Annotated in this window: 14 protein-coding genes; 6 read left to right on the top strand and 8 right to left on the bottom strand. The window is 31.5% G+C overall.

Going from position 1 to position 20,915, the window contains the following annotated elements; all coding sequences use genetic code 11:
• Positions 1-45 precede the first annotated feature (45 nt).
• Both ABXT67_RS02065 and ABXT67_RS02060 read right to left on the bottom strand, forming a co-directional pair.
• Positions 46-1,344: a sugar isomerase gene (locus tag ABXT67_RS02065; RefSeq protein ID WP_415375638.1), complete on the bottom strand. Its 1,299-nt coding sequence runs from the start codon at positions 1,342-1,344 to the stop codon at positions 46-48.
• Positions 1,345-1,367: 23 nt separating this feature from the next.
• Complete coding sequence (locus ABXT67_RS02060; RefSeq protein WP_415375637.1) at positions 1,368-1,646, bottom strand: hypothetical protein; 279 nt, start codon at positions 1,644-1,646, stop codon at positions 1,368-1,370.
• Positions 1,647-1,796: 150 nt separating this feature from the next.
• Between ABXT67_RS02060 and ABXT67_RS02055 the strand changes: the two genes are divergently transcribed.
• The 4 genes from ABXT67_RS02055 to ABXT67_RS02040 all read left to right on the top strand — a co-directional run bounded on the left by ABXT67_RS02055 (position 1,797) and on the right by ABXT67_RS02040 (position 5,166).
• Positions 1,797-3,860 (top strand): tetratricopeptide repeat protein, encoded by a 2,064-nt coding sequence (locus ABXT67_RS02055; RefSeq protein ID WP_415375636.1) that lies wholly within the window; start codon positions 1,797-1,799, stop codon positions 3,858-3,860.
• Positions 3,861-4,212: 352 nt separating this feature from the next.
• On the top strand, positions 4,213-4,383 hold the full coding sequence (locus ABXT67_RS02050) for a transposase (protein WP_415375635.1): 171 nt from the start codon (positions 4,213-4,215) through the stop codon (positions 4,381-4,383).
• A 420-nt stretch (positions 4,384-4,803) separates the two neighbouring features.
• The gene (locus ABXT67_RS02045) at positions 4,804-4,980 is read left to right on the top strand and encodes a hypothetical protein (RefSeq protein WP_415375634.1); all 177 of its coding nucleotides are present in this window, start codon (positions 4,804-4,806) and stop codon (positions 4,978-4,980) included.
• A gap of 3 nt (positions 4,981-4,983) precedes the next feature.
• A complete protein-coding gene (locus tag ABXT67_RS02040; RefSeq protein ID WP_415375633.1) occupies positions 4,984-5,166 on the top strand; it encodes a hypothetical protein in 183 nt (60 codons plus the stop codon).
• A 250-nt stretch (positions 5,167-5,416) separates the two neighbouring features.
• Here ABXT67_RS02040 and ABXT67_RS02035 read toward each other — a convergent pair whose 3' ends face one another.
• Positions 5,417-8,635 carry an ice-binding family protein gene (locus tag ABXT67_RS02035; RefSeq protein ID WP_415375632.1) on the bottom strand — a complete coding sequence of 1,073 codons (3,219 nt, stop codon included), beginning with the start codon at positions 8,633-8,635 and terminating at the stop codon, positions 5,417-5,419.
• A gap of 928 nt (positions 8,636-9,563) precedes the next feature.
• Complete coding sequence (locus tag ABXT67_RS02030; RefSeq protein WP_415375631.1) at positions 9,564-10,763, bottom strand: ATP-binding protein; 1,200 nt, start codon at positions 10,761-10,763, stop codon at positions 9,564-9,566.
• 486 nt (positions 10,764-11,249) lie between these two features.
• Here ABXT67_RS02030 and ABXT67_RS02025 point away from each other — a divergent pair, with 486 nt between their 5' ends.
• Both ABXT67_RS02025 and ABXT67_RS02020 read left to right on the top strand, forming a co-directional pair.
• Positions 11,250-14,783: a PAS domain S-box protein gene (locus tag ABXT67_RS02025; protein WP_415375630.1), complete on the top strand. Its 3,534-nt coding sequence runs from the start codon at positions 11,250-11,252 to the stop codon at positions 14,781-14,783.
• Entirely contained in the window at positions 14,776-15,885 is a 1,110-nt protein-coding gene (locus ABXT67_RS02020) for a sensor histidine kinase (RefSeq protein WP_415375629.1), read from the top strand. The genes ABXT67_RS02025 and ABXT67_RS02020 overlap by 8 nt, the downstream gene beginning before the upstream one ends.
• Before the next feature lie 370 nt (positions 15,886-16,255).
• On the opposite strand, the gene ABXT67_RS02015 is transcribed toward ABXT67_RS02020, so the two are convergent.
• From ABXT67_RS02015 to ABXT67_RS02000, 4 genes are all read right to left on the bottom strand, one after another.
• Positions 16,256-16,954 carry a LytR/AlgR family response regulator transcription factor gene (locus tag ABXT67_RS02015; protein WP_415375628.1) on the bottom strand — a complete coding sequence of 233 codons (699 nt, stop codon included), beginning with the start codon at positions 16,952-16,954 and terminating at the stop codon, positions 16,256-16,258.
• Positions 16,955-16,959: 5 nt separating this feature from the next.
• The gene (locus tag ABXT67_RS02010; protein ID WP_415375627.1) at positions 16,960-17,277 is read right to left on the bottom strand and encodes an Hpt domain-containing protein; all 318 of its coding nucleotides are present in this window, start codon (positions 17,275-17,277) and stop codon (positions 16,960-16,962) included.
• 2 nt (positions 17,278-17,279) lie between these two features.
• Positions 17,280-20,138 (bottom strand): PAS domain S-box protein, encoded by a 2,859-nt coding sequence (locus ABXT67_RS02005; protein ID WP_415376897.1) that lies wholly within the window; start codon positions 20,136-20,138, stop codon positions 17,280-17,282.
• A gap of 322 nt (positions 20,139-20,460) precedes the next feature.
• Positions 20,461-20,874, bottom strand: coding sequence for a response regulator (locus ABXT67_RS02000; RefSeq protein WP_415375626.1), 414 nt, complete (start codon positions 20,872-20,874; stop codon positions 20,461-20,463).
• Positions 20,875-20,915 lie beyond the last annotated feature (41 nt).

Genomic DNA, 20,915 nt, shown 5'->3' with positions numbered 1-20,915 from the left:
TTATGTTATAAATTTGCGTTATAAAACTTAGTAAAATTTAGAGTCTTAGATAGATTCATTATACCATTCCCAATCTTGTTCCTCTGAACATTTAACTTTTGTTAATTGCGTTTTAGAATCTAAAACGAAATAAACAATTTGGAAAACGAGTAAGAGTATCATTGCAATAATTTGCATATGGACTACTTGTTCTAAACTTTCATGAAAGAAAATGACAAGCCCCATTTGAAGCATTCCAAAAACTCCCGAAAAGACTACAGGCATAAATTTATCCAATGATAAATAGTAATAGGCAAATATGTTTGAGACAGCAAACAATCCAGTAGCTAAAGCATATTTCCATAGCAAGGGAGCCATGGCTATATAACTTTTCCCAAATAATAGGGTAATTGCGGTTTCAGGAAACAGAGCAGAACATAAAACAATAACGGAAGCTATAGTAGCTATGTAACCTACATATTTAAATAAAATTGGAGCGGTAGCCTTTCCTTCTTTTTTAAGTCGAACAACTGTCGGTAATAATAGCATAACAAACATCCAAGCAATAAAATATACAATACGACCAATTAAAGCTAATGAGGCATACAGTCCTGCCTCGTATGATTCAAAATAATGTTTTACTAAAAGGATATCACTATTATTAATTATTATTTGAGTGAATTCATAAAATGCTGTGATTATAAAAAAATTTCTCACTAATTTTGATTGACTAGCTTCAATAACAAGAGAGGTTTTAAAGTTTAAATTTTTAAACTTGAATGGGATTAATCCAAAACCAAAAGAAATTAAAATTCCAATAGCGATTGCTAGTGATGATTGTATGTTAAATAAGAATAACAAGCCTAGTGTGATTAGCAACCTACTTAACATTTCAGTTTGATACGTAATTGATAAGTTTTTAAATGCTTTTTTTCCTTGAAAAACACCCCTATTTACACTCATTAAAAAATAAAGTGGCACCCCAATTCCAAAAACAACAAACATACTCGATGAAGCAGTATTAAAGATTTCTTGTAATTGTTTTGAAAAGATAATAATTGAAGCCCCAAGACTAATTCCTACTGTAATGGCATATTTATAAACTTTTGAAATAAAGTTTATAAATAAATTAGCTTCAAATATTACTGAGAACTTTGCAGTTACCAATTGAAATGTCATAGCGACAAAAGATAAGACTAGCAAAAAAGTAATTAGTACTGCTGCATCTGCAAATTGCTCTGGACCTAAGATTCTTCCAAGGATTAAATTGTATAGATAATTACCTCCATTGACAAGCAAAACACTGAACATAAACAAATGTTCTTGAGTAATGCGATTTCTTTTTAAAACTGAAACTAAATACATCTTTATCTAATAATTTATTATTTCTAAGCAGCAAATGCACTGCTGTTATGAGCGTAGATATCTTTACATTCTTTTCCAATAACATATAATATGTTATTATTTTTTAAAGAAATAGCAATAAGTGTTTTTAACGCTTCAACTCCACTGGCATCGATTGCTTTTAGTTTACCGATATTTATCGTTACATCTTTTAATGTATTTATTAAATATTCAAAATGTATAATAAAGGGGCGTGAAGTCTTTGTGTTTAAATTTCCGAATAATTCAAAAGTGCCGTTTTTTTCTAAAATTTGTAATGCCATAATAATGTGTTTTAAGGATTATTGACTTAATTTCTAGCATAAATATCATCAAGATATCCGTAAAGAACTTGTAAATTTCGACGAGTAGACAGTTTCTATAGATAAATGATTGAATGCGAATGCCTAACTTGTAGTATCTAAAAACTCGTAATGAAAATAAAATCTTATTTACTACTATTTTTCGTCTCTTATTCTTTTTCTATATTCTCTCAAGATATGCAAGAAGGCTATACTTATTTAGAAACAGGAGAATATCAGCAAGCTGAATTTTTTTTTGAAACTATATTAGAAGGATATCCAGATAATAAGACTGCACGCTTATGTTATGGGCGTGCTATTGGACTAAACGGAAAATCAGAACAAGCCAAGATGCTTTTCACTAATTTGTTAGCAGATTACCCTTCAGATTTTGAAGTGAAATTAAATTATGGAGAAGCTTTATTATGGAATAGTAACTTCCTAAAAGCCAAAACCTATTTTAAAGGATTGGTAGAAGAAGATCCTAAAAGTTTTCCTGCTTTATTGGGTTATGCAAACACACTGTCTAATTTAAAAGAATATGAAGGTGCTTTGCTTTATGTAAATAAAGCGTTAGCCGTTTTACCAGGGAACCCAAATGCATTAAACTCTAAAAAGTACATGTATTTAGGGTATGCTTACCAAAAGCAACAAGCCCAACAGTATGATGAAGCCGAAGCTTTGTTAAAAGAAAATCTAACCTTTTTTAATAATGATAAAGACACCTTATTAAACTTAGCAAACTTGTATTTAATTATCAATCGATTAGACGACGCCAAAGCAACGTATAATTTGTTAGCAGAGAATCTTGACAATAAAGTGGCGGCTTTAAATGGCTTAGCGTTAGTATCACACTTAAACAGTAAGGATAAAGAGGCTTTGATTATAAGTCAAAAAGCATATGATAGCCTGCCAATTCTAAAAAACACGTTAGATATAAAACAAACACAAGAGCGTTACATTCAAGCATTGATCTGGAATAAAAAATATAAACAATCTAAAGAGTTAATCGATGCTTTACTAAAAGAACAACCAAATGAAAATTGGATTTTAGCGCTACAAGCAACTTTAAATATTTACAAAAGTAATTTTAAAAATAGCCTACAAGATTACAATCGAGTATTAGTCAATGACAGCACCTCTTTTGATGGGAATTTAGGAAAAGCAAATGCATTAAAGGCCTTAGGGTACTATGATGATGCCTATCAATCTGCCGAAAACACATTGACTTTTCATGACAACCAAAAAGATGTATTAAATTTTATAAAAAACCTCAACACTACCTTTACACCATTTTACGAAATTAAAGCTTCGTATACTTTTGATAATGGAGATAACAAAGCATTTGCCATTAATAATATGTTAGAAATTCCATACTCAACTAAATTTAAATTGTTAGGAAGCTATAACTATAGAACCACCGATAATAATGTGACTAATAATAACGCTACTTCATACAACGTTAATGGTGGAATATCGTATCAAATTTTACCAAACGCAACGTTTAAAGGTACAGCAGGAATTATTTCTGTGTATTCTAATAATAATAATAATTATAATCAATTTTTAACGAATCTTTCTCTCAACATAAAACCATTTAAATTACAAACACTAGATGTAAGTTATAAACGTGAAATTCAAAACTTTAATGCTGAATTATTAGGCCGAGAAATTGTAATGAATAACTTTTTTGTAAATTATAACTTAAGCACTAATTTTAAATTAGGTTGGTTTACACAGTACTATTTTACTTCACAAAATGATGGCAATATTAGAAATCTGCTTTTCACTTCTCTGTATTACAATATATTAAGTAAACCAGGTTTAAAAGCAGGATTTAATTATCAATACATCACATTTAAAAATCAAGTTCCAGCTATTTATTTTAGTCCAGGAAAATTTAATGCAGGTGAAATTTTTATTAATATGATTAAGGACGAAGTGATAACTAAACCTAAGCAGTGGTTTTATGAGTTAACAGCGGCTTTTGGGTTGCAGTATATAGAAGATTATGATAGTCAAAGCACCTATAGGCTGCACGGTAAAGTAGGGTATAAGTTTTCAGATCGTTGTTTAGCAAACCTATATGGAACGAATAGTAATATTGCATCTGCAACAGCTGCCGGTTTTAAATTTGCAGAAATTGGATTTCGATTTAAATGGTATTTAGATAAAAAGCCCGTTTTTAGAAAGTAGATTAACTTATTTAAAAATGGTTGCTTGTTCAAATAAGACTTTAGGAGTGGCAATAATTAAATAGAATATTACCCTCTGCAAATATTGGCTCAAAACAAAGAGTTGTGGAGAAACCAGAAATGGTAGCGCGTTGAGATTAAAATTTTCCTCTTTTCAACTACCTTATTTGCGATTGCCAACTTATTACTTCCTAAAGTACTTGTAACCTATTTTAATTTGACTCACCACGAGTGCAAAGGTGAAGAAATACACTTTTAATTTACAGCGTTAAACGATATCCCTATTTCGGCCTTCGTTAAAAACAGGACAGTTGTTAATTTGAATTTACCAACTTTAAATTCAAACTATCAGAATGAATGCTAACAAATTTAGCGAGGGTCAAATCATAGTGTTTATCATTGAAAATGAACAGGTTATATCCTTAGGTGATCTATCGAGAGAAGTAGGGATCGATAAGAGTGTGTTACGCTATTGGCGAAAAAAATATGGAGCAATGGAACAAGGACAATTAAAGCATTTATAAGAGCGGGAAGAAGAGAATAATAAGCTTCATAAAATGTATGCTGGCGTATGTTTGGATGTAAAAATACTAAAATACGTACTGTCAAAAAAGTTCTAAAGCCCACCGAAAAAGAGTTCCACCGAAGCATCTCATCAAAGCATATGCAATTTCTATTCTCAGTGTCTTTGAAGTGGTAGATCGATGTGGTATTTCCAGAGTAAAAAAGAGGAGCACGCAGTTATAGATAAGATAATTAAGCTCACTAAGTGTTGTCTTAGAAGAGGTTTTGATGAAGTATTATCATAAAATCTATTTTGAAGGCTTAAAATGAAATTGAAAACGATTGTTACGAGCGTATCGTGAGAAGAAACTCAGTTTAAGACAAAAGAGTTTGGTTAAACGCGTAAAACAACCTTTGGGAAGACTTTTAGAACCCAATGAATGTTCTCTATGGATGTTATGAGTGATGTCCTTAAAGACGTTAGCAAGGTGCTTCTGTTTAATATGATTAGAGATTTCAACCATAAAGCACGAGCTATAAATATAGAGCTCTCATATACAGTAATAGCCGCTGTCGAAACATTAGAATGCCTAAAACAAGAAATAGGAAAACCTTAAGCTGTGAGATATAATAATGCGCCAGAGTCTATCTTTATGACTTTTATGAAATTGTATAAAAAAACTGTATGGAAATTAAGTGTCCATAAACTAGAGAACCTATTATGGGGCGATTCAATCGCTTCTTTAGAGAAAACATATTGGGTGCTTGCTGTTGCGATGCCACCTATCAGTCTCAAAGGATAAGCGATAACTGGAGGGAAGATTACAATTTTAATTATTCGCATAAATCCTTAGGCTGCATATCACCTAAGGAGTTTATGCCTAGATTTGATGTAGAATTTAAATTTTTCATCAAACCTAACCTTAATAATTATTTATTGGATTTAGTGGTGTCATAAGATAGGCTGGGCTACCGCTAATACCTGACCGTTTTAAATTAATTGGAGCAAGTAAATAGTCTCGCATTTTAAATTTTAATAAAGAAAAAGGCCATTTATTTAACTAATAATTTCAAGGAATTGTAATTGGTTATTGAGTTTTTTATCAGGCAGAAATATAACCCGCTCTCTAAATTTTGTCTATTAAGTATAAATTGGTTTTTGCCTAGAGAAGTTTTAAAATTGCTTTGCACGACTAGTTTCCCCGTTTGGTCATATACTAAAAACAGGATGTTTTCAGATTGAGTTGAAGTAAAATGAATACTAGTATTCGACTCGATTGGATTAGGTATTGCGTACAATTTGTTAAAATCATTATTGGTAGTTATGATTTCATTATCTTCATTAGAAAATCTAATATCTTCTAATGTCATTTCTTTTGTGACCAATTCGCCATTTTCAGAGATCAAGGTAAATACAATAGTAACCAAGTCATCTAATACTAATTCAGATCCTAGTGTAGAATGAAAATTTGAATAAGAAATATGGAAATCTTGAATTTCATCAGTCAATTCAATCGTGGTTTTATACTGATCTTCCCAATTAGGGATACTCTTTTTAACAAATGTTATTTGTAAGCTCCCGGTCCCTTTTGTACTTAGTTTAAGACTCTTAAAATCTGATAAATTGACTGGATTAAATCGAGGTGTTAATGCTCTGTATACTGCAATATATTCGCTTGTTTTTGCTTCTATAGATACATTTCTTTCAACTGGAAACTCATCAGATTCAAAAATAGTTTCATTAGGCTCAATTAAAAAAGTATTAATGTTCGAACTTAAAGCAGAGTCATCATATCCCCAAGGTCCGTCAGACATAAATAAATCATCCGGTGTAGCTAAACCATCACTAATTCTAAAACCAATGTCAAATAAATTTCCTGTCGGCAACTCTAAATCGATGATATAATCTTCGTTTAAATTAATTGTAGAACTTATATTTTCAACTCCACTTGTTTCAGTTTTTCTATATCCAGCCTCAAAAGAAACTGTTTCAGTTGCATTCGTATTAACAATTTGTAACATTAATTTTCCGTTAAAATACTTTCCCTTTCTAACAAAAACAGTTGGAGGGCTTGAATTATTATAATCAGAAATTGGTTTTTGAATGTTTAATAAGTTAAGAACCTCTTCTCCTAATAATAATAAATTGTCTATTGAATTTGACCAAATTTGAAAATTATAAAAGGTAATGTCTTCTTCATATTGATCTATATTCCAATGACTTTCAATTAAAAAATTTTCTTCGTTACCTGAAACTTTTGCAGAAAGACTTAATACAAACTCAATAGAATTATTTGTATTTCTTATGATAGATTTAATAAAACTATATCCATTTATTTCTATGGTCGAAACAGAAATTAGTTCCGCTCCTAATAATCGATCACAAATATACTTTGTATGTTCATAAACACCATTTTCAGTTTTTAAAGCTAAAACAGAAGCTATAGATTCTTCATTTTTAATATAATCAACAGAGTATACGGCTACTGCATTAGTAATTCCTAATAAATCTATTGGAGTGGAATCAATTACATAATCTTCATTAATAACGGTGAGTGGAATGAAGTTTTGCAATTGAAAATTTGAATTTCGACTTCTTTGCGCATAATTTGATGGTTTTGTGACTCTTCTAGCAACATCTCGATCAAATCTATAATTTATTTTTGCTCGATTATAATTTCTTTGACTCACTTTATTAGACAGTCTATTGTTGCTTTCTAAACCTCCATCATTACCTCCAGAAGTATTTGAAGTTATGGGACAACTTCCAATCCCTGAGCAGGCCGGGTCATCACAGTCAATTAAACCATCACCATCATCATCTATTCCATTATCACAAATTTCTTGAGCAACAAGAGCTGTTGGACAACGTGCTCCATCGCTACTGGCACTTGAATCTCCATATGCAAATAGATTAGAATCAATAGTGCTGGAACCATCTAGGTCTTGAACACTTTGTATAACAAATATAGTCCCTATTTCAATTGCTGAGACGTAAAAACGACCATCTACATCAAAATAAACGGCATCATAGGTATAGGTTAATCCTGATAAGATTGGAACTTCACCCATCGTTTGTACGTTTCCGTTTGAAGGATCAATGCGGTATAAAATATTAGAGTTTTTCTCTACTGCGTATAAATTTCCATCAACAGCATTAAAAGCCCAGTCGTCAATACTTATGTTTTGAGATAAACTTCCTGTTGATTGGTGTTGAGCGAAATTTGCAGAATTAGGGTCAAGGTCTATTTTATAATATTTAGTACCTTCTCCCTTTAAGTAATAGATGCCGTTTGCACTTACATCTCCAATATTTCTATCGCTCGCTGGCAATTCATCTACATAGAAATTAGTTGTATTGAAATTTTTACCAATACGTACTATTGTTTTTTCTGGTGAACTTAAAGACCCCCAAATATATCCGTCTACTGGGTTGTATCCAGTTGCATCTATGTTTCCTGTAGTAATATCTGTTGCAATTTCATAAGAATTTCCTGATGCTATATCTAAAGCATATACATCGTTGTCTTGAAATAGATACGCACTTAAATCGCAATTAAACGGAGTATTATATGACGGAATTGCCGCAACGGTTCCACTAATTGCGATCGCACCAATGGTAGCATACAATCTTCCATCTAGACTTCCGCCGGCTCCCAATGCTACTGCTCCTGGATATCCTATAAACGTACCAACCATGGTAGCATTTGCTCCTAAACCAACCGCGCCAACAGCTATCCAAAAAACATTGTCAGACGAGGCACCATTCGCTAATATGATTTCCGATCCAGCAACTGAAGAAAGCGCTCCTCCAATTTTAAAAACAAATATAGCATCAGGGTCTCCTTGTGCATCTAAAGTTAGCGTCCCAATAATAGAGGTAGCTGCTCCAGTAGAATAAACTCCTGTATAAATAGTCTCCCCAGCTACATCTCCAAAAATCGTACTATGATCTGCTATGGTTACTTGTGTATTTTGAATTTGAACGCACGCCGCTGCTAAATCAATAGCGGCTTGTGCAGTAATTGCATTGGCATTTTCGATAGTTCCGTTTAAAACTGTAGGTGCTCCAAAACCAGATATCGCTCCTATATTAGCTCCAACATCACCAGTAACTATAGAAGTTCCGGTATTGGCAACTGCTCCAGATCCTGAAAACAGTATAAAATTAGCAGCCGTGCCAAAATAAAAATCTGTTGGTAGTCGTTCATTTTGAGCAGCCGTAGTAAAACTACACGCGATGATAACGATTGAGAGAATTATTTTTTTCATGGTTGTTATATTTTAATATTGCTTAAAACTAAAACCTTTTAGATAAAATTATTTTAAAATTCGCTAAGTGTAATAAGTTGTTAGTTAGACGGGGAATTATTGTAGACGAACTGCATTTGTAATAAATTAAGGCACTTTAGTAACGCTCAGGACACCTGTCGCTTCGACATAAGATTATCTTATTAAAACGATCGAACAACGCTTAAATTATTTTTAAGGATGCTAAAGGCGGTGTTTTAGTTTAGCTCTTTACGAACTCTTGGTTTGTGCTTAAGTGCACACTAATCTCTTGCCGTTTCAACCTGTGTGCACGCAATACCTTTTGATACCCCAAGAGGTCCAAGGCACTTAAACTGGTCAACTAATCTTTTACAATACCGCCATACTGTCTAATAACCTATTGCAGTAGCTCTGATATACGGGAAGGTGGATTTTAAAATTTCTGAATACGCGATTTTCAGCAATTTAAATTTAGTTGTTAGACAGACTGCCGTTAGCAAACATAATGACCCGTCCTGAAATATGCATACCCTAAATACTTGTTCGACACCCTAGATTTAAACATATCCGAGGTTGATGATTTAGCTGGAATAAACAGTGTAAGTCACTTTTATAGAGTATTCTAAAGCAGGTAGGGTGTGCTGTCATACCATTATAGAAACTAATCTACGCATAAGCATTCTGGTAGCGTTTTATTGCTAAAGTATTTCCGATGTTCCAAAACCGAAGCCCTGTCTAAAGTGAATCTCAGCAAATAAACAACTGGGTTTAGAGAACAAAAAGTGCTGCGGGTATTTTAAAACAAATAGAATACATGTAAATGCTGTTATTAAAAAATATGGCAGAGATGATGCGTCAATTTTTGCGCTATAATTTGCTCCTTAAATGTAGGTGATAAATGAAAAATATTAAAAAAGGAGAAAGCTTTTTAATCTTTTATTATCGGAATTTTTAGACAAAACTCAATTCCTAATTTTTTTTCTTTTGGGCTTTCTATCTCAATACTTCCTCCTAGCCTTCGTAATAGATCAGAAACAGTAGGTAGGCCAATTCCAGTGCTGCTGCTCTTCTCTAAAGTTTCAAAAAGTTCAAATACTTTTTTATGGTATTTTTTGTCAATTCCAGGGCCATTGTCTTTATAAATTATCTCATAAAATTTGGATTGAATTTCTAAAGTAATAGAAATAATAGATTGCGATTCACCTACAAATTTTATACTATTAGAGAGTAGGTTTTGAAATATTTGAATGAAAGCTATTTTTGATTGTTTTAAAGTAATATCACAATTGGTATAGTTGATTATATAGGTATCATCCCAATTACAAGATGTTTTAATCTGTTCAAGTAATTTCTCAAAATTAAACGTTTCGAAAACTATTTCTGCATTTGTAGCTTTTGTAAAATTCAACATTCCTTCAACTAAAGAATATAAATAGGTGCTGCTAGAAGAAATTAGTGCGAGCCATGATTTTCCTTTACTATCTAATGTGTGGGCATAATCTTCCTGTACTATCTCAGAAAGATGCTTTATTCCGCTTATTGGGGTTTTGATGTCGTGTGATAACTTGTAAGCAAATGCACTTAATTGTTTATTCAATCTTAAAACCTCTTCATTTGCTTGCAATAATTCACCATTCTTTCTTCTTAACTCTAATAAGTTAACAACCTGTTTTGCTAATAATTTTAGGTTCTCTTTTTGATTTTTATTTAGCTTTCTCGGTGTATTATCAATAACACATAGCGTGCCTAAACAATAACCGTCTGAACTATTTAATGGAGCACCTGCATAAAAAATAACATTAGGGTAATTAGTAGTTAGTGGATTGTTATAAAAGCGTTCGTCTTTTGTAGCATCCCTTACAATAAATAATTTATCTGGATTTAAAATACTGTAAGAACAAAAGGAAATATCCCTTGGTGTTTCTATGTTATTTAAACCATGGCGCGACTTAAACCATTGCCTGTTTTTATCAATAATAGAGACGAGTGAAATAGGCGTTTTGCAAATGCTAGCAGCAATTTTTGTAATGGCATCAAAATCTTCTTCAGGTAAAGTATCTAAAATATTATATTTATATAAACTTTTCAACCTTTCACTTTCATTCAGTGGAATATCGTGGGAAATCATAAATGCTTATTTGAACGTATAATTAGTTTTCAAAATCGCTAAAATAATTTTAACGAGTGAAAATAATTAATTTCTTAATAATAAATTATTACGCCCTATGAATTATAGGTTTTATATAAATGAAATGCTTTTAACTGTAGATGAATGGATTATAAGGCAAGAATGTAAAGTCTATAGGAATGCTAAAAATCTGTTAGAAACCAAAGATGAGATCACAATAAATATAGGTCTATTTAACATCAAGAAGTTCCCACTCGGCTATGCTAAACTGCTATCCATCGGAATATATACTAGAAGGACTCTTATGGAAGTAAGTTTATACTACAAATTTAATTTTGGTGAATTCACAGACAATTAATCTTTGTCATTGCTTAGGTCTTTTGTTTAAAGTTAGGTTAAAAAAAATGAGTTATAACAGTGCGATCGATAAGTAAATGAACAGCGAAATACAAAAGCGTACTAGATTTAATTTAAAATCGTGAAACTATGAGTAAACCTTCGTATCAGGAATTGGAAAAGGAGCTCATTGCATTAAAAAAAAATGCCACTAGGTCTTCAAAAGAACTACCATATAGGGAGTTCTTTAATCATATGGCAGACATGGTTTTTGTGATAGAGCTTATTTATGATAATAATAGTCAACCCATCGATTTTTATATCCGGGCATTAAATATTTCAGTCGAAAATTTTTTTGGCAAAACTCAGGAACAATTATTAAATAAAAAAATATCCTCGATTGTTGCTGTTATAGAAGACCATTGGTTCACTTCTTTTGCTCGTGTTGATAAAACAGGAAAGGAAATTAGATTTAAGAGTTATGGCGCAGCATATGATAAGTTTTATCACGTTACCGCATGGAAAGTTTTAGAAAATAGAGTAGGTGTTTCCATGACAGACATTACTGAAACTGAAAAGGCTAAAATTAAATTAATAAAAAATCTTGAAAAAGAAAAAAAAGCACGAACTAAAACTGAGGGTTTACTTAAAGAAAAGAGAGTCGAATTACAAAAAACTATTTATAATTTAAATAGTACTAATAAAGAACTTTTTGGTCAAAACGTTTTGAAGGATAAGCGAGCAAATGAGTTGGCTGCTGTTAAAGTTGAGTTGGAACAACAAAATAGTTGTTTAAATAAAGCAGCCATCGTTTCTGAAACTGATGCTAATTTCAATATTACAGTTGTTAACGACAAGTTTTGTGAATTTTACGGCTACCATAGAGCAGAATTAATGGGTCACAGTCATAGAATATTAAAGAGCGGAAAACAGCCTGAAGTATTTTTTACTAATATGATCTCAACTATTCGTTCTGGGAAAGTGTTTAAAGGTAAAGTATGCAATAAGCAAAAAGGAGGAGGGCTCTATTGGATGGACATAACCATTATGCCTTTTAAAGATCTAAATGGGGAAATAATTAAATATGTCGCGATCATGTTTGATATTAACTCTCAAACTGCACAAAAAGAAATCCTTTTAAAACAAACAGAACAATTAGCCATCGCTAACACCGAACTTGCCGTTCAGAATAAAGATAAAGATAACAGGGCAGATGATTTATTTCTAGCCAATAAAGAGAAACAAAAACGAGCAGACGAATTAGCCATTGCAAACACCGAACTTGCTTTCCAGAACAGTGAAAAACAAAAACGAGCAGATGAATTAGCCATTGCAAATAAAGAACTTGCTTTCCAGAACAGTGAAAAACAAAAACGAGCAGACGAATTAGCCATTGCAAATAAAGAACTTACCTTTCAAAACGATGAAAAACAAAAGCGAGCAGATGAATTAGCCATTGCAAATAAAGAACTTGCTTTTCAAAACGACGAAAAACAAAAACGAGCAGACGAATTAGCCATTGCAAATAAAGAACTTACCTTTCAAAACGACGAAAAACAAAAACGAGCAGATGAATTAGCGATCGCTAATACCGAACTTGCCTTTCAGAATAAAGAGAAAGATAGCAGGGCAGATGAGTTAATTCTAGCCAACAAAGAGAAACGAAAACGAGCAGATGAATTAGTCCTAGCCAATAAAGAGAAACAAAAACGTGCAAATGAATTAATCCTTGCTAACAAAGAACTTGCCTTCCAAACTGAACTTGATGTTTACCGTTCTGAAATGGAAAATGTAGCGCATGATTTAACATTATTAATTGATACTGCTAATGCTCCTATTTTTGGTATTGATAATAAAGGACATGTTAACGAGTGGAACCAGACTTCTGAAAGTATTACTGGATTTACAAAAAAAGAAGTATTAGGAAAAGATCTGGTACAAACCTACATCACCGAGGATTACAGAGAGTCCGTAAAAAAAGTATTGGACGATGCGTTGCTTGGTAAAGAAACTGCCAATTATGAATTTCCGCTATTTGCCAAAGATGGACAGCGTGTAATGGTATTATTAAATTCAAGTACACGTCGTGATGCTAAAGGGAAAATAACGGGTGTATTAGGGGTAGGTCAGGATATTTCGGAAATAGATAAACTACGAACGGCATCAGAATCCATTGCCAAAGAGTTAAGGCAGTTTATTGAAACCGCAAACGCTCCTATTTTTGGTATCGACAGTAAAGGACTTGTTAACGAGTGGAACCAAACTTCTGAAAGCATTACAGGATTTACAAAAGCCGAAGTATTAGGGAAAGATTTGGTGCGAAACTACATTACAGAAGATTACAGAGAGTCGGTAAAAAAAGTACTAGACGACGCTTTGCTTGGTCAAGAAACTGCCAATTATGAATTTCCGCTATTTACGAAAGATGGACAGCGTGTAATGGTATTATTAAACTCAAGTACACGACGGGATACAAATGGGAAAATTACGGGTGTATTAGGAGTAGGACAAGATATTTCGGAAATAGATACACTACGAACGGCATCAGAATCTATCGCAAAAGAATTAAGGCAGTTTATTGAAACCGCAAACGCTCCTATTTTTGGTATCGACAGTAAAGGACTTGTTAACGAGTGGAACCAAACTTCTGAAAGCATTACTGGATTTACAAAAGACGAAGTATTAGGAAAAGATCTGGTACAAACCTATATCACAGAAGACTACAGAGAGTCCGTAAAAAAAGTATTGGACGATGCTTTGCTTGGTCAAGAAACTGCCAACTATGAATTTCCGCTATTTACAAAAAATGGACAGCGTGTAATGGTATTATTAAACTCAAGTACCCGACGTGACATCAATGGGAAAATTATTGGGGTATTAGGAGTAGGTCAAGATATCACTGAGCTGGTTGGTTATCGTAACGAGTTAGAATTGAAAGTAAATGAAAGAACCTTAAAATTAAACCAAGCATTAGAAAAGCAAAAAGAATTAAACCAATTAAAATCGAGATTCGTTTCAACGGCATCTCATGAATTTAGAACTCCGTTATCATCAATTAATTTTGCTGCAGGCTCTATTAAAAAATACTGGGCTAAAATGGAGCCAGTTATCATACAAAAAAAGCTAGACAAAATAGAAGATCAGGTTTTGCATATGACAAAACTATTAGACGATGTTTTAATTGTTGGTAAGGCTGAAGCAGGTAAAATTATACAACACCCTATAAATATAAATCTTGGAGACTTTCTGCATGAAATAATTAACGAAGTCTCTAGTGCCTCTGAAAAATCACATGATATAGAACTAATTGATGCCGAAGGTCTAAAAACTACTGACATTCTTATTGATGAAAAATTGGGCAGAAATATTTTTATCAATCTAATTGGTAACGCTGTAAAGTATTCTCCAAATGCTAAAAATATTACTATTGCCTTGTCCTCCGAAAAAGAGTACACCGTTGTTACGATAACAGATTATGGAATAGGAATTTCTAAATCAGAGCTTAAAAACATTTTCAAGCCTTTTTCTCGAGGAAAAAATGCTGATTTAATCCAAGGCACAGGACTTGGTTTAACGATTGCAAAAGACGCAATAGATATAATGGGGGGAAAAATAATTGTGAAGAGTAAAAATGGAAATGGAACATCCTTTATTGTAAAGATTTTAAATAAGCAACATGTATAAAGTATTAATTGTAGAAGACACCTTAGCCATTAGAGAAGAGATTTATGATATTTTGGTCATGGAAGGTTATAAGGTTTTTCAGGCTGAAAACGGATTAATTGGTTTTGAACTGGCTTTAATAGAGCATCCAGATCTTATTATTTCAGACATACTTATGCCTCGTCTTAACGGTTTTGAAATGTTTGAAAAACTACAAACAAATAGGGAAACAGCGAGTATTCCATTGATTTTTCTTTCAGCAAAAGCAGAAAAGGACGATATTAGAATTGGAATGAATCTAGGGGCTGAAGATTATTTAACGAAACCGTTAAATATAAACGATTTGCTGAATGCTGTTGAAAATAAAATTAATAAAAAATTAATAATAGATCAAAATATTATCGATAAAACTGCATCATTATCTGCGATTCTTCAAAACCAGAAAAATGAATTAGATAATTATTCTCATTTAATTTCACATGAATTAAAATCTTCATTAAGAAATATTTCAGATTTATTAACTTGGTCTCAAGAGGATAGGGATGAAACTAATAATTTTCAAGATGCTACTATTAACTTTCAAATGATGGAAGGCAAAATAGAAAAAATGGACTTGTTGTTAGTAAAACTAGAACAATATAACAATATCACTTCTGCTGCTTTTAAAAATAAATTAGTAAATAGTAATACTATTGTAAAACGGATTGTAAATGAAACGCATAAACCACCTGCTGCAACAATTACAATAAAAAATGAATTGCCTACTTTATTTGTTGATGAAAATAAGTTGGGAAAAGTATTTGAAATTCTTATAGAAAATGCTCTAGAGCATATTGATAAAAAGAATGGTCTCATTGAAATAGAATGTGAAATAACGCAAAAAGATTATGTTTTTTCAATCACAGATAATGGTATTGGAATACATTCAAAATACCACGAAAAAATATTTGACATGTTTCAAGCTGTCGAATCAACTAAATCAGCAGGAATTGGATTAAGTATGGTTAAAAAAATTATTTCTCATTATAATGGACAGATCTATTTAAAAAGCACTCCTAATGTAGAAACAACATTTTATTTTAACCTTCCAATTTCAGTAGTATCTTCTGGAGAAGAGTATTAATCAATTCGAAGAAAGAGATATAACTATTTATAACAAAGTAGTGTGTTGAAAAACAAGTAAAAGTTTTTAGAATTTATACAGCTAATGTGTCATTAGATATTATACCTGATTTTGTTTTAATTGAAGATAAAATGGAAAAGGAATTGAAAAATACACTAAGGCAAAAGTAATTCGGTGATTTATGTGTTGATGTTTTAATTGAGAGGGTGGTTTTCTAGTTTCTAAATTTTAAGTGGATTGTCAATCTTTTTTACAAGGTCTGAAGTTTTCTCAGTTTTGCATAATCGATATACTAGGATACAGACAATTAAAAAACTATAGAGAGGGGTTTTTATTTTTCGGCCTTTACCAATTAAGCATAAACGAAACGTTATAACAAATCCAAGCGTTTCATTAATTCTGGTCTTTTAGATCGACTTACCGGGATAACGTCTCTTTTTATGACAACAGTATTATCTTCAATATCAACAATTTTCTTAACATTAATAATATAAGAGCGGTGTACTTTTAAAAATAATGAATCCGGTAGCTTTTCTTCTATCTTTTTTAGCGTAGAATGAACTACATAATTTCTTTCTTCTGTTTTTATATGGATATAATCACCTTTTGCTTCTACAATGCAAATACTCTCTAAATGTATTTTTATAAGACGTCTATCAATATTAACATAAAAATCGTTTTTTACTTCTAAATCTGATTTTATTTCGTTTGAGGTAGTTTCACGTTTTTGAGCCTTTAGTATCGCTTTTTGGAATCTTGTTGATTCCATAGGTTTTAGTAAATAATCTACGATAAAATCATACTCAAAAGCTTCGATAGCAAACTGTGAATCGGAAGTTGTTAAAATTATTTTTGGTGGATTTTTTAATGTTTTAATAAAATCTACACCATTAAAGTCTGGCATGTGAATGTCTAAAAAAATTAGGTCTATCTCGTTCGCATTCAAAAACTTAATGGCTTGCATTGCGTTTGAAAATTCACCAACAACTTTTAAAGACTCTATCTCATCACAAAGAGTTTTAATAATAACTCTTGCCATTTGTTCATCATCCACGATAATACAATTCATAAGGTCTAAATAGTTTTCAAGTAATATGAAATAGCTATTAAAATTTTATCAAAATCTTGAACTCTATCTAAATTAAGTTCTCTTAGATCATGTTCAAATTTATTGGCTGTTTTATAATTCTCTTCAAGCCCTAAGATAATAATTTTATGTTTAAGTTTATGGACATTCTCTTCTGTTTTTTTGTAATCCTTATTTTTTAAACTTTTATAATACGCTTCTTTTTCTTCAGGAAACTCATTTTTTATAATATCGATAAGTCTTTTCCTTAAAGATTTATCTCCTCTTGCCAGCTGTTCTACATATTCTAAGTTGGGTTTTTCCATAACTATTTTTTTAATGTAAAATAAAAAGTTGTTCCTATTCCTGGTTCAGATTCTATCCAAATTTCGCCTTGATATAGGTCAACAATTTTTTTCACTATGGAAAGTCCTATACCTGATGATTCTTTATCTGGTTTTAAGGAATGGAAAAATTTAAAAACTTTATCCAGATACCTACTTTCAATTCCGATTCCATTATCTTTTATCGAAAATTGATAAAATGACTTATTCTCTAAAACATCTATTTGAATAAGGCCTTTTTCTTTATCATTAAATTTAATAGCATTGCCGATTAGATTTTGAAAAAGTTGTTGAAATTTAGTTTTTTCACCTTTTACTATGGGTAATTTATTAAGTACTTGAACGGATATGTTTTTTGGAATAAAAATAATTTTTTGTAAGTCTTCTATAACACTATTTAAATTTACATTTTGCTTTTCTGAAGTTGTCGCATCGATACTAGAATAAAAAAGAATATCTGAAATTAATAGCTCCATTTTTTCTAAAGTGTCTTCAATTAAATTAAAATTCTGTAGTGTATTTCCATCTAATAAACCTTCGTTATCGGTTTTAATCCAAGAAACCAATGCATCAATACTTCGTAGAGGAGATTTTAAATCATGGGAGACAACATGCGCGTATTCATTCAATTCATTATTACTTTTTTCTAATTTTTTAAGGAGCTGTTCATTGCGTGTTTCTACCTTCTTATGTTCTCTTATGCTTATTGCTGTTCTTAATTTTATAGCCGCTAAGCCAGCAATACTCTCGAGTGTTTTAAGGTGCTCCTGCGTGTAGTGATTTTTATCCTTATGCTCAGAATCAATAATTCCAATAACAATACCGTTACTCATAATGGGAACAGTTATTTCAGAAAAACGCCTTTCTTCATCTATGACGTAACGGTCATCTTTTGAAGTGTCGTTTATAAGTTCAGATTTTCCTGATTTTGCAACACTTCCTACGATTCCTTTTCCCTTTGGAAGAAATAACTTGTTAATAATCTGACTGTTATTGGTCAATTTAGCCCCATAAACTGCTATCTGTTCTGTAGTTTTCTTTTCGTGGTCCACCAAGTAAATAACGCAATCGTCAGTATCTAAATACGCTGCAATATTATTTACAATTTCCCAGGCAATCTCAGTTATATCTGTTTTACCTAATATTGATTTGGTAAGATTATTTATTAAATCAATAATTAAAGTTTTCTGTCTATTTTCAGTAATATTTTCAATAAATACTACTTCATGTTTTACTTTATTATCATTATCTCTTACAATATTAACATTGGTTTTTGTCCAAATAAGTGAACCGTCTTTCTTTTTATATCTTTTTGTATAAACAAAATGATTAATTTTATCAGCATACATCTTCTTAATATAGGTCTTAAAAGAAGAAGGATTTTCGTCAAAAGACAAATCATTTATTACAAATGTGTTTAATTCTGACTCAGAATACCCAATCATATTTTGAATTGCTGCATTGGTCTTTATGATTCGACCACGCTTCGTTAGAACTATACCTATTGTAGAATTATGAACAATAGTATCTAGCTCTTTCTTCTGTTCTTCTATTAATTTCGCATTTCGCTTAACTTCAGTTATATCTAAAAAAACACCTATAGATCCAATTACCTGCCCTCTATCGTCATAATTGGGAGCACTACTAACTAACCATTCTCTTACCTCTTTAGATTTTGTTTCTGCTTTAAGCTCATACCTGTTGGACTCCCCTTTTTTACGATTATTATTTTCTTTAGAAACTATCCTTGAGACATCTTTTGAGTGCAATAATTTACCGGCTTCTTTACCAAATAATTCGGCTTCAGTGTACCCCGACATTTTTAAAAAACTCTGATTAACCATTAAGACTTTATCATTATTACCAACCTCTACTAAACCAAGGTTCATATTAGCAATAATGTTATAGTATTTTTGTTTTTGGGCTTCTAAGTTCTCCCTGTATTTCTTTCGTAAGGTTATATTTTTAAAGGTCCAAAGATGCCCTTTGTATTCGCTTCCTTTTAAGATTGGAATAAAATCGCGTTCTAAGATTGTCCCATCGGCCATAATTAGTTCATCACCTAAAACCTGTTGTTTTTTTTCAAAGATATTTGTTGTTCTAGAAATAAAATCTTCTGGATCTTTGAATAAATGTTTATTCTCATTCGCAGCAGCAAGACTGTCTTCTCCTTCTAGTAAATCTGGCGAAACAGGTATATTAAACAGCTTACAAAACTTGTTATTTGTTAAGATTATTTTTCTGTTCTCATCTTCTAGCAATACAGCACTATCTAAATTTTTAATAAGAGATGATAACCTGTTTTCTGATTCAGTCAATAAATCTTCAGCTCTTTTTTCAGAGGTAATGTCCCTAATAATTCCTTGTGCTCCAGTAGGCCTATTTTCCTTGTCAACAATAAGGTTACCATTAATTTGTACCCACTTTACTTGCTTATCTTTCGTTAAAATTCTTGTCCTATAATTAGTGAACACACCTTCTTCCTTTAAAGATATGAATGCCCTAGTTCCATATTCTAAATCTTCGGGATAAATTAAATTATAAACACTAAGTTTCTCTTTTACAATATTATATCCAAAAAAGGCAGCAGCGATGTCATTCATTTTTAGAATATTGCCAGACATATCCATTAGAAGGTAACCATCATTAATATTTTCGAAAACGCCTTCTAATTGAGAAGATTTTTGTTCTAGAAGGTTTTCTAACGCTAAGTTTGTTTTTTTAAGTTCCTCTAAAAGATATAAATCATTGGGGTTATTATCCACTATTTCTTCTGCCGCTTTTCTTGCGGTTTTTTCTTTTTGTAAATTCCTTTTTAATATGTCAATTTTGTCTTGGTTCATTAATTTTTTGTTAATGATAAATTTTGCTTGTGGCTCCTCTCCTTTTACTTTTTCTAAAGCATTTGTAGTCATCCTGCCACGATTGCTAGAACATGTTATCAATTAATCCAAGTCCAAAATTATAGATTGTGCTAATTGATTTATAAATTCCAATTCTTTCTTGAACAATAAAGATAGGTAATTCTCAATTGGGATAAACTTATGTGCTTTTCGGGGCAGACGCACCCTTTGCACTATTGAATGTTTTTAACAGCTATTTTTTAAACCAAACTTTTTTTAAACCAAGTCTAAAAACTCAGTAAAGACTTATAGCCTTTCATATTTAATATCTTTTTAATTCATTTATACACCAATAAGATAAAGCTATTTCTATTTTTTTAACATAATCTTCATATTTTAAAGGCTTTAAGATATATCCAGAAATACCAATCTTATAGCATTTATTTAAATCGTTCTCATTGTCTGATGTTGTTAAAATTATGGTTGGAATGTGTTTTAAATTATCGTTGCTTTTCAAGGTTGATAAAAATTCAATACCGCTAATTTTTGGCATGTTTAGGTCTAATAAAATAATGTCTGGAAAACGCTCCTTTTGTTTTAAAATCTCGAAGGCTTCATCTGCCGTTTTCGCTTTGATTATGTTATGCTTTAGTTTTAATAATGAAAGGGTTCTGTCCATTTTCATTACTTCAATAATATTGTCTTCAATCAATAAAATATTTAATTTTTTTTTCAAAACATCTAAAATAATAGGTTAGTAACGGAAGCTACTTAATT

The organism is Patiriisocius sp. Uisw_017 (genome assembly GCF_047731265.1).
Classification (GTDB): domain Bacteria; phylum Bacteroidota; class Bacteroidia; order Flavobacteriales; family Flavobacteriaceae; genus Patiriisocius.
Note: the sequence above shows the minus strand (reverse complement) of the source record. Positions and strands in the feature narration are given on the sequence as shown.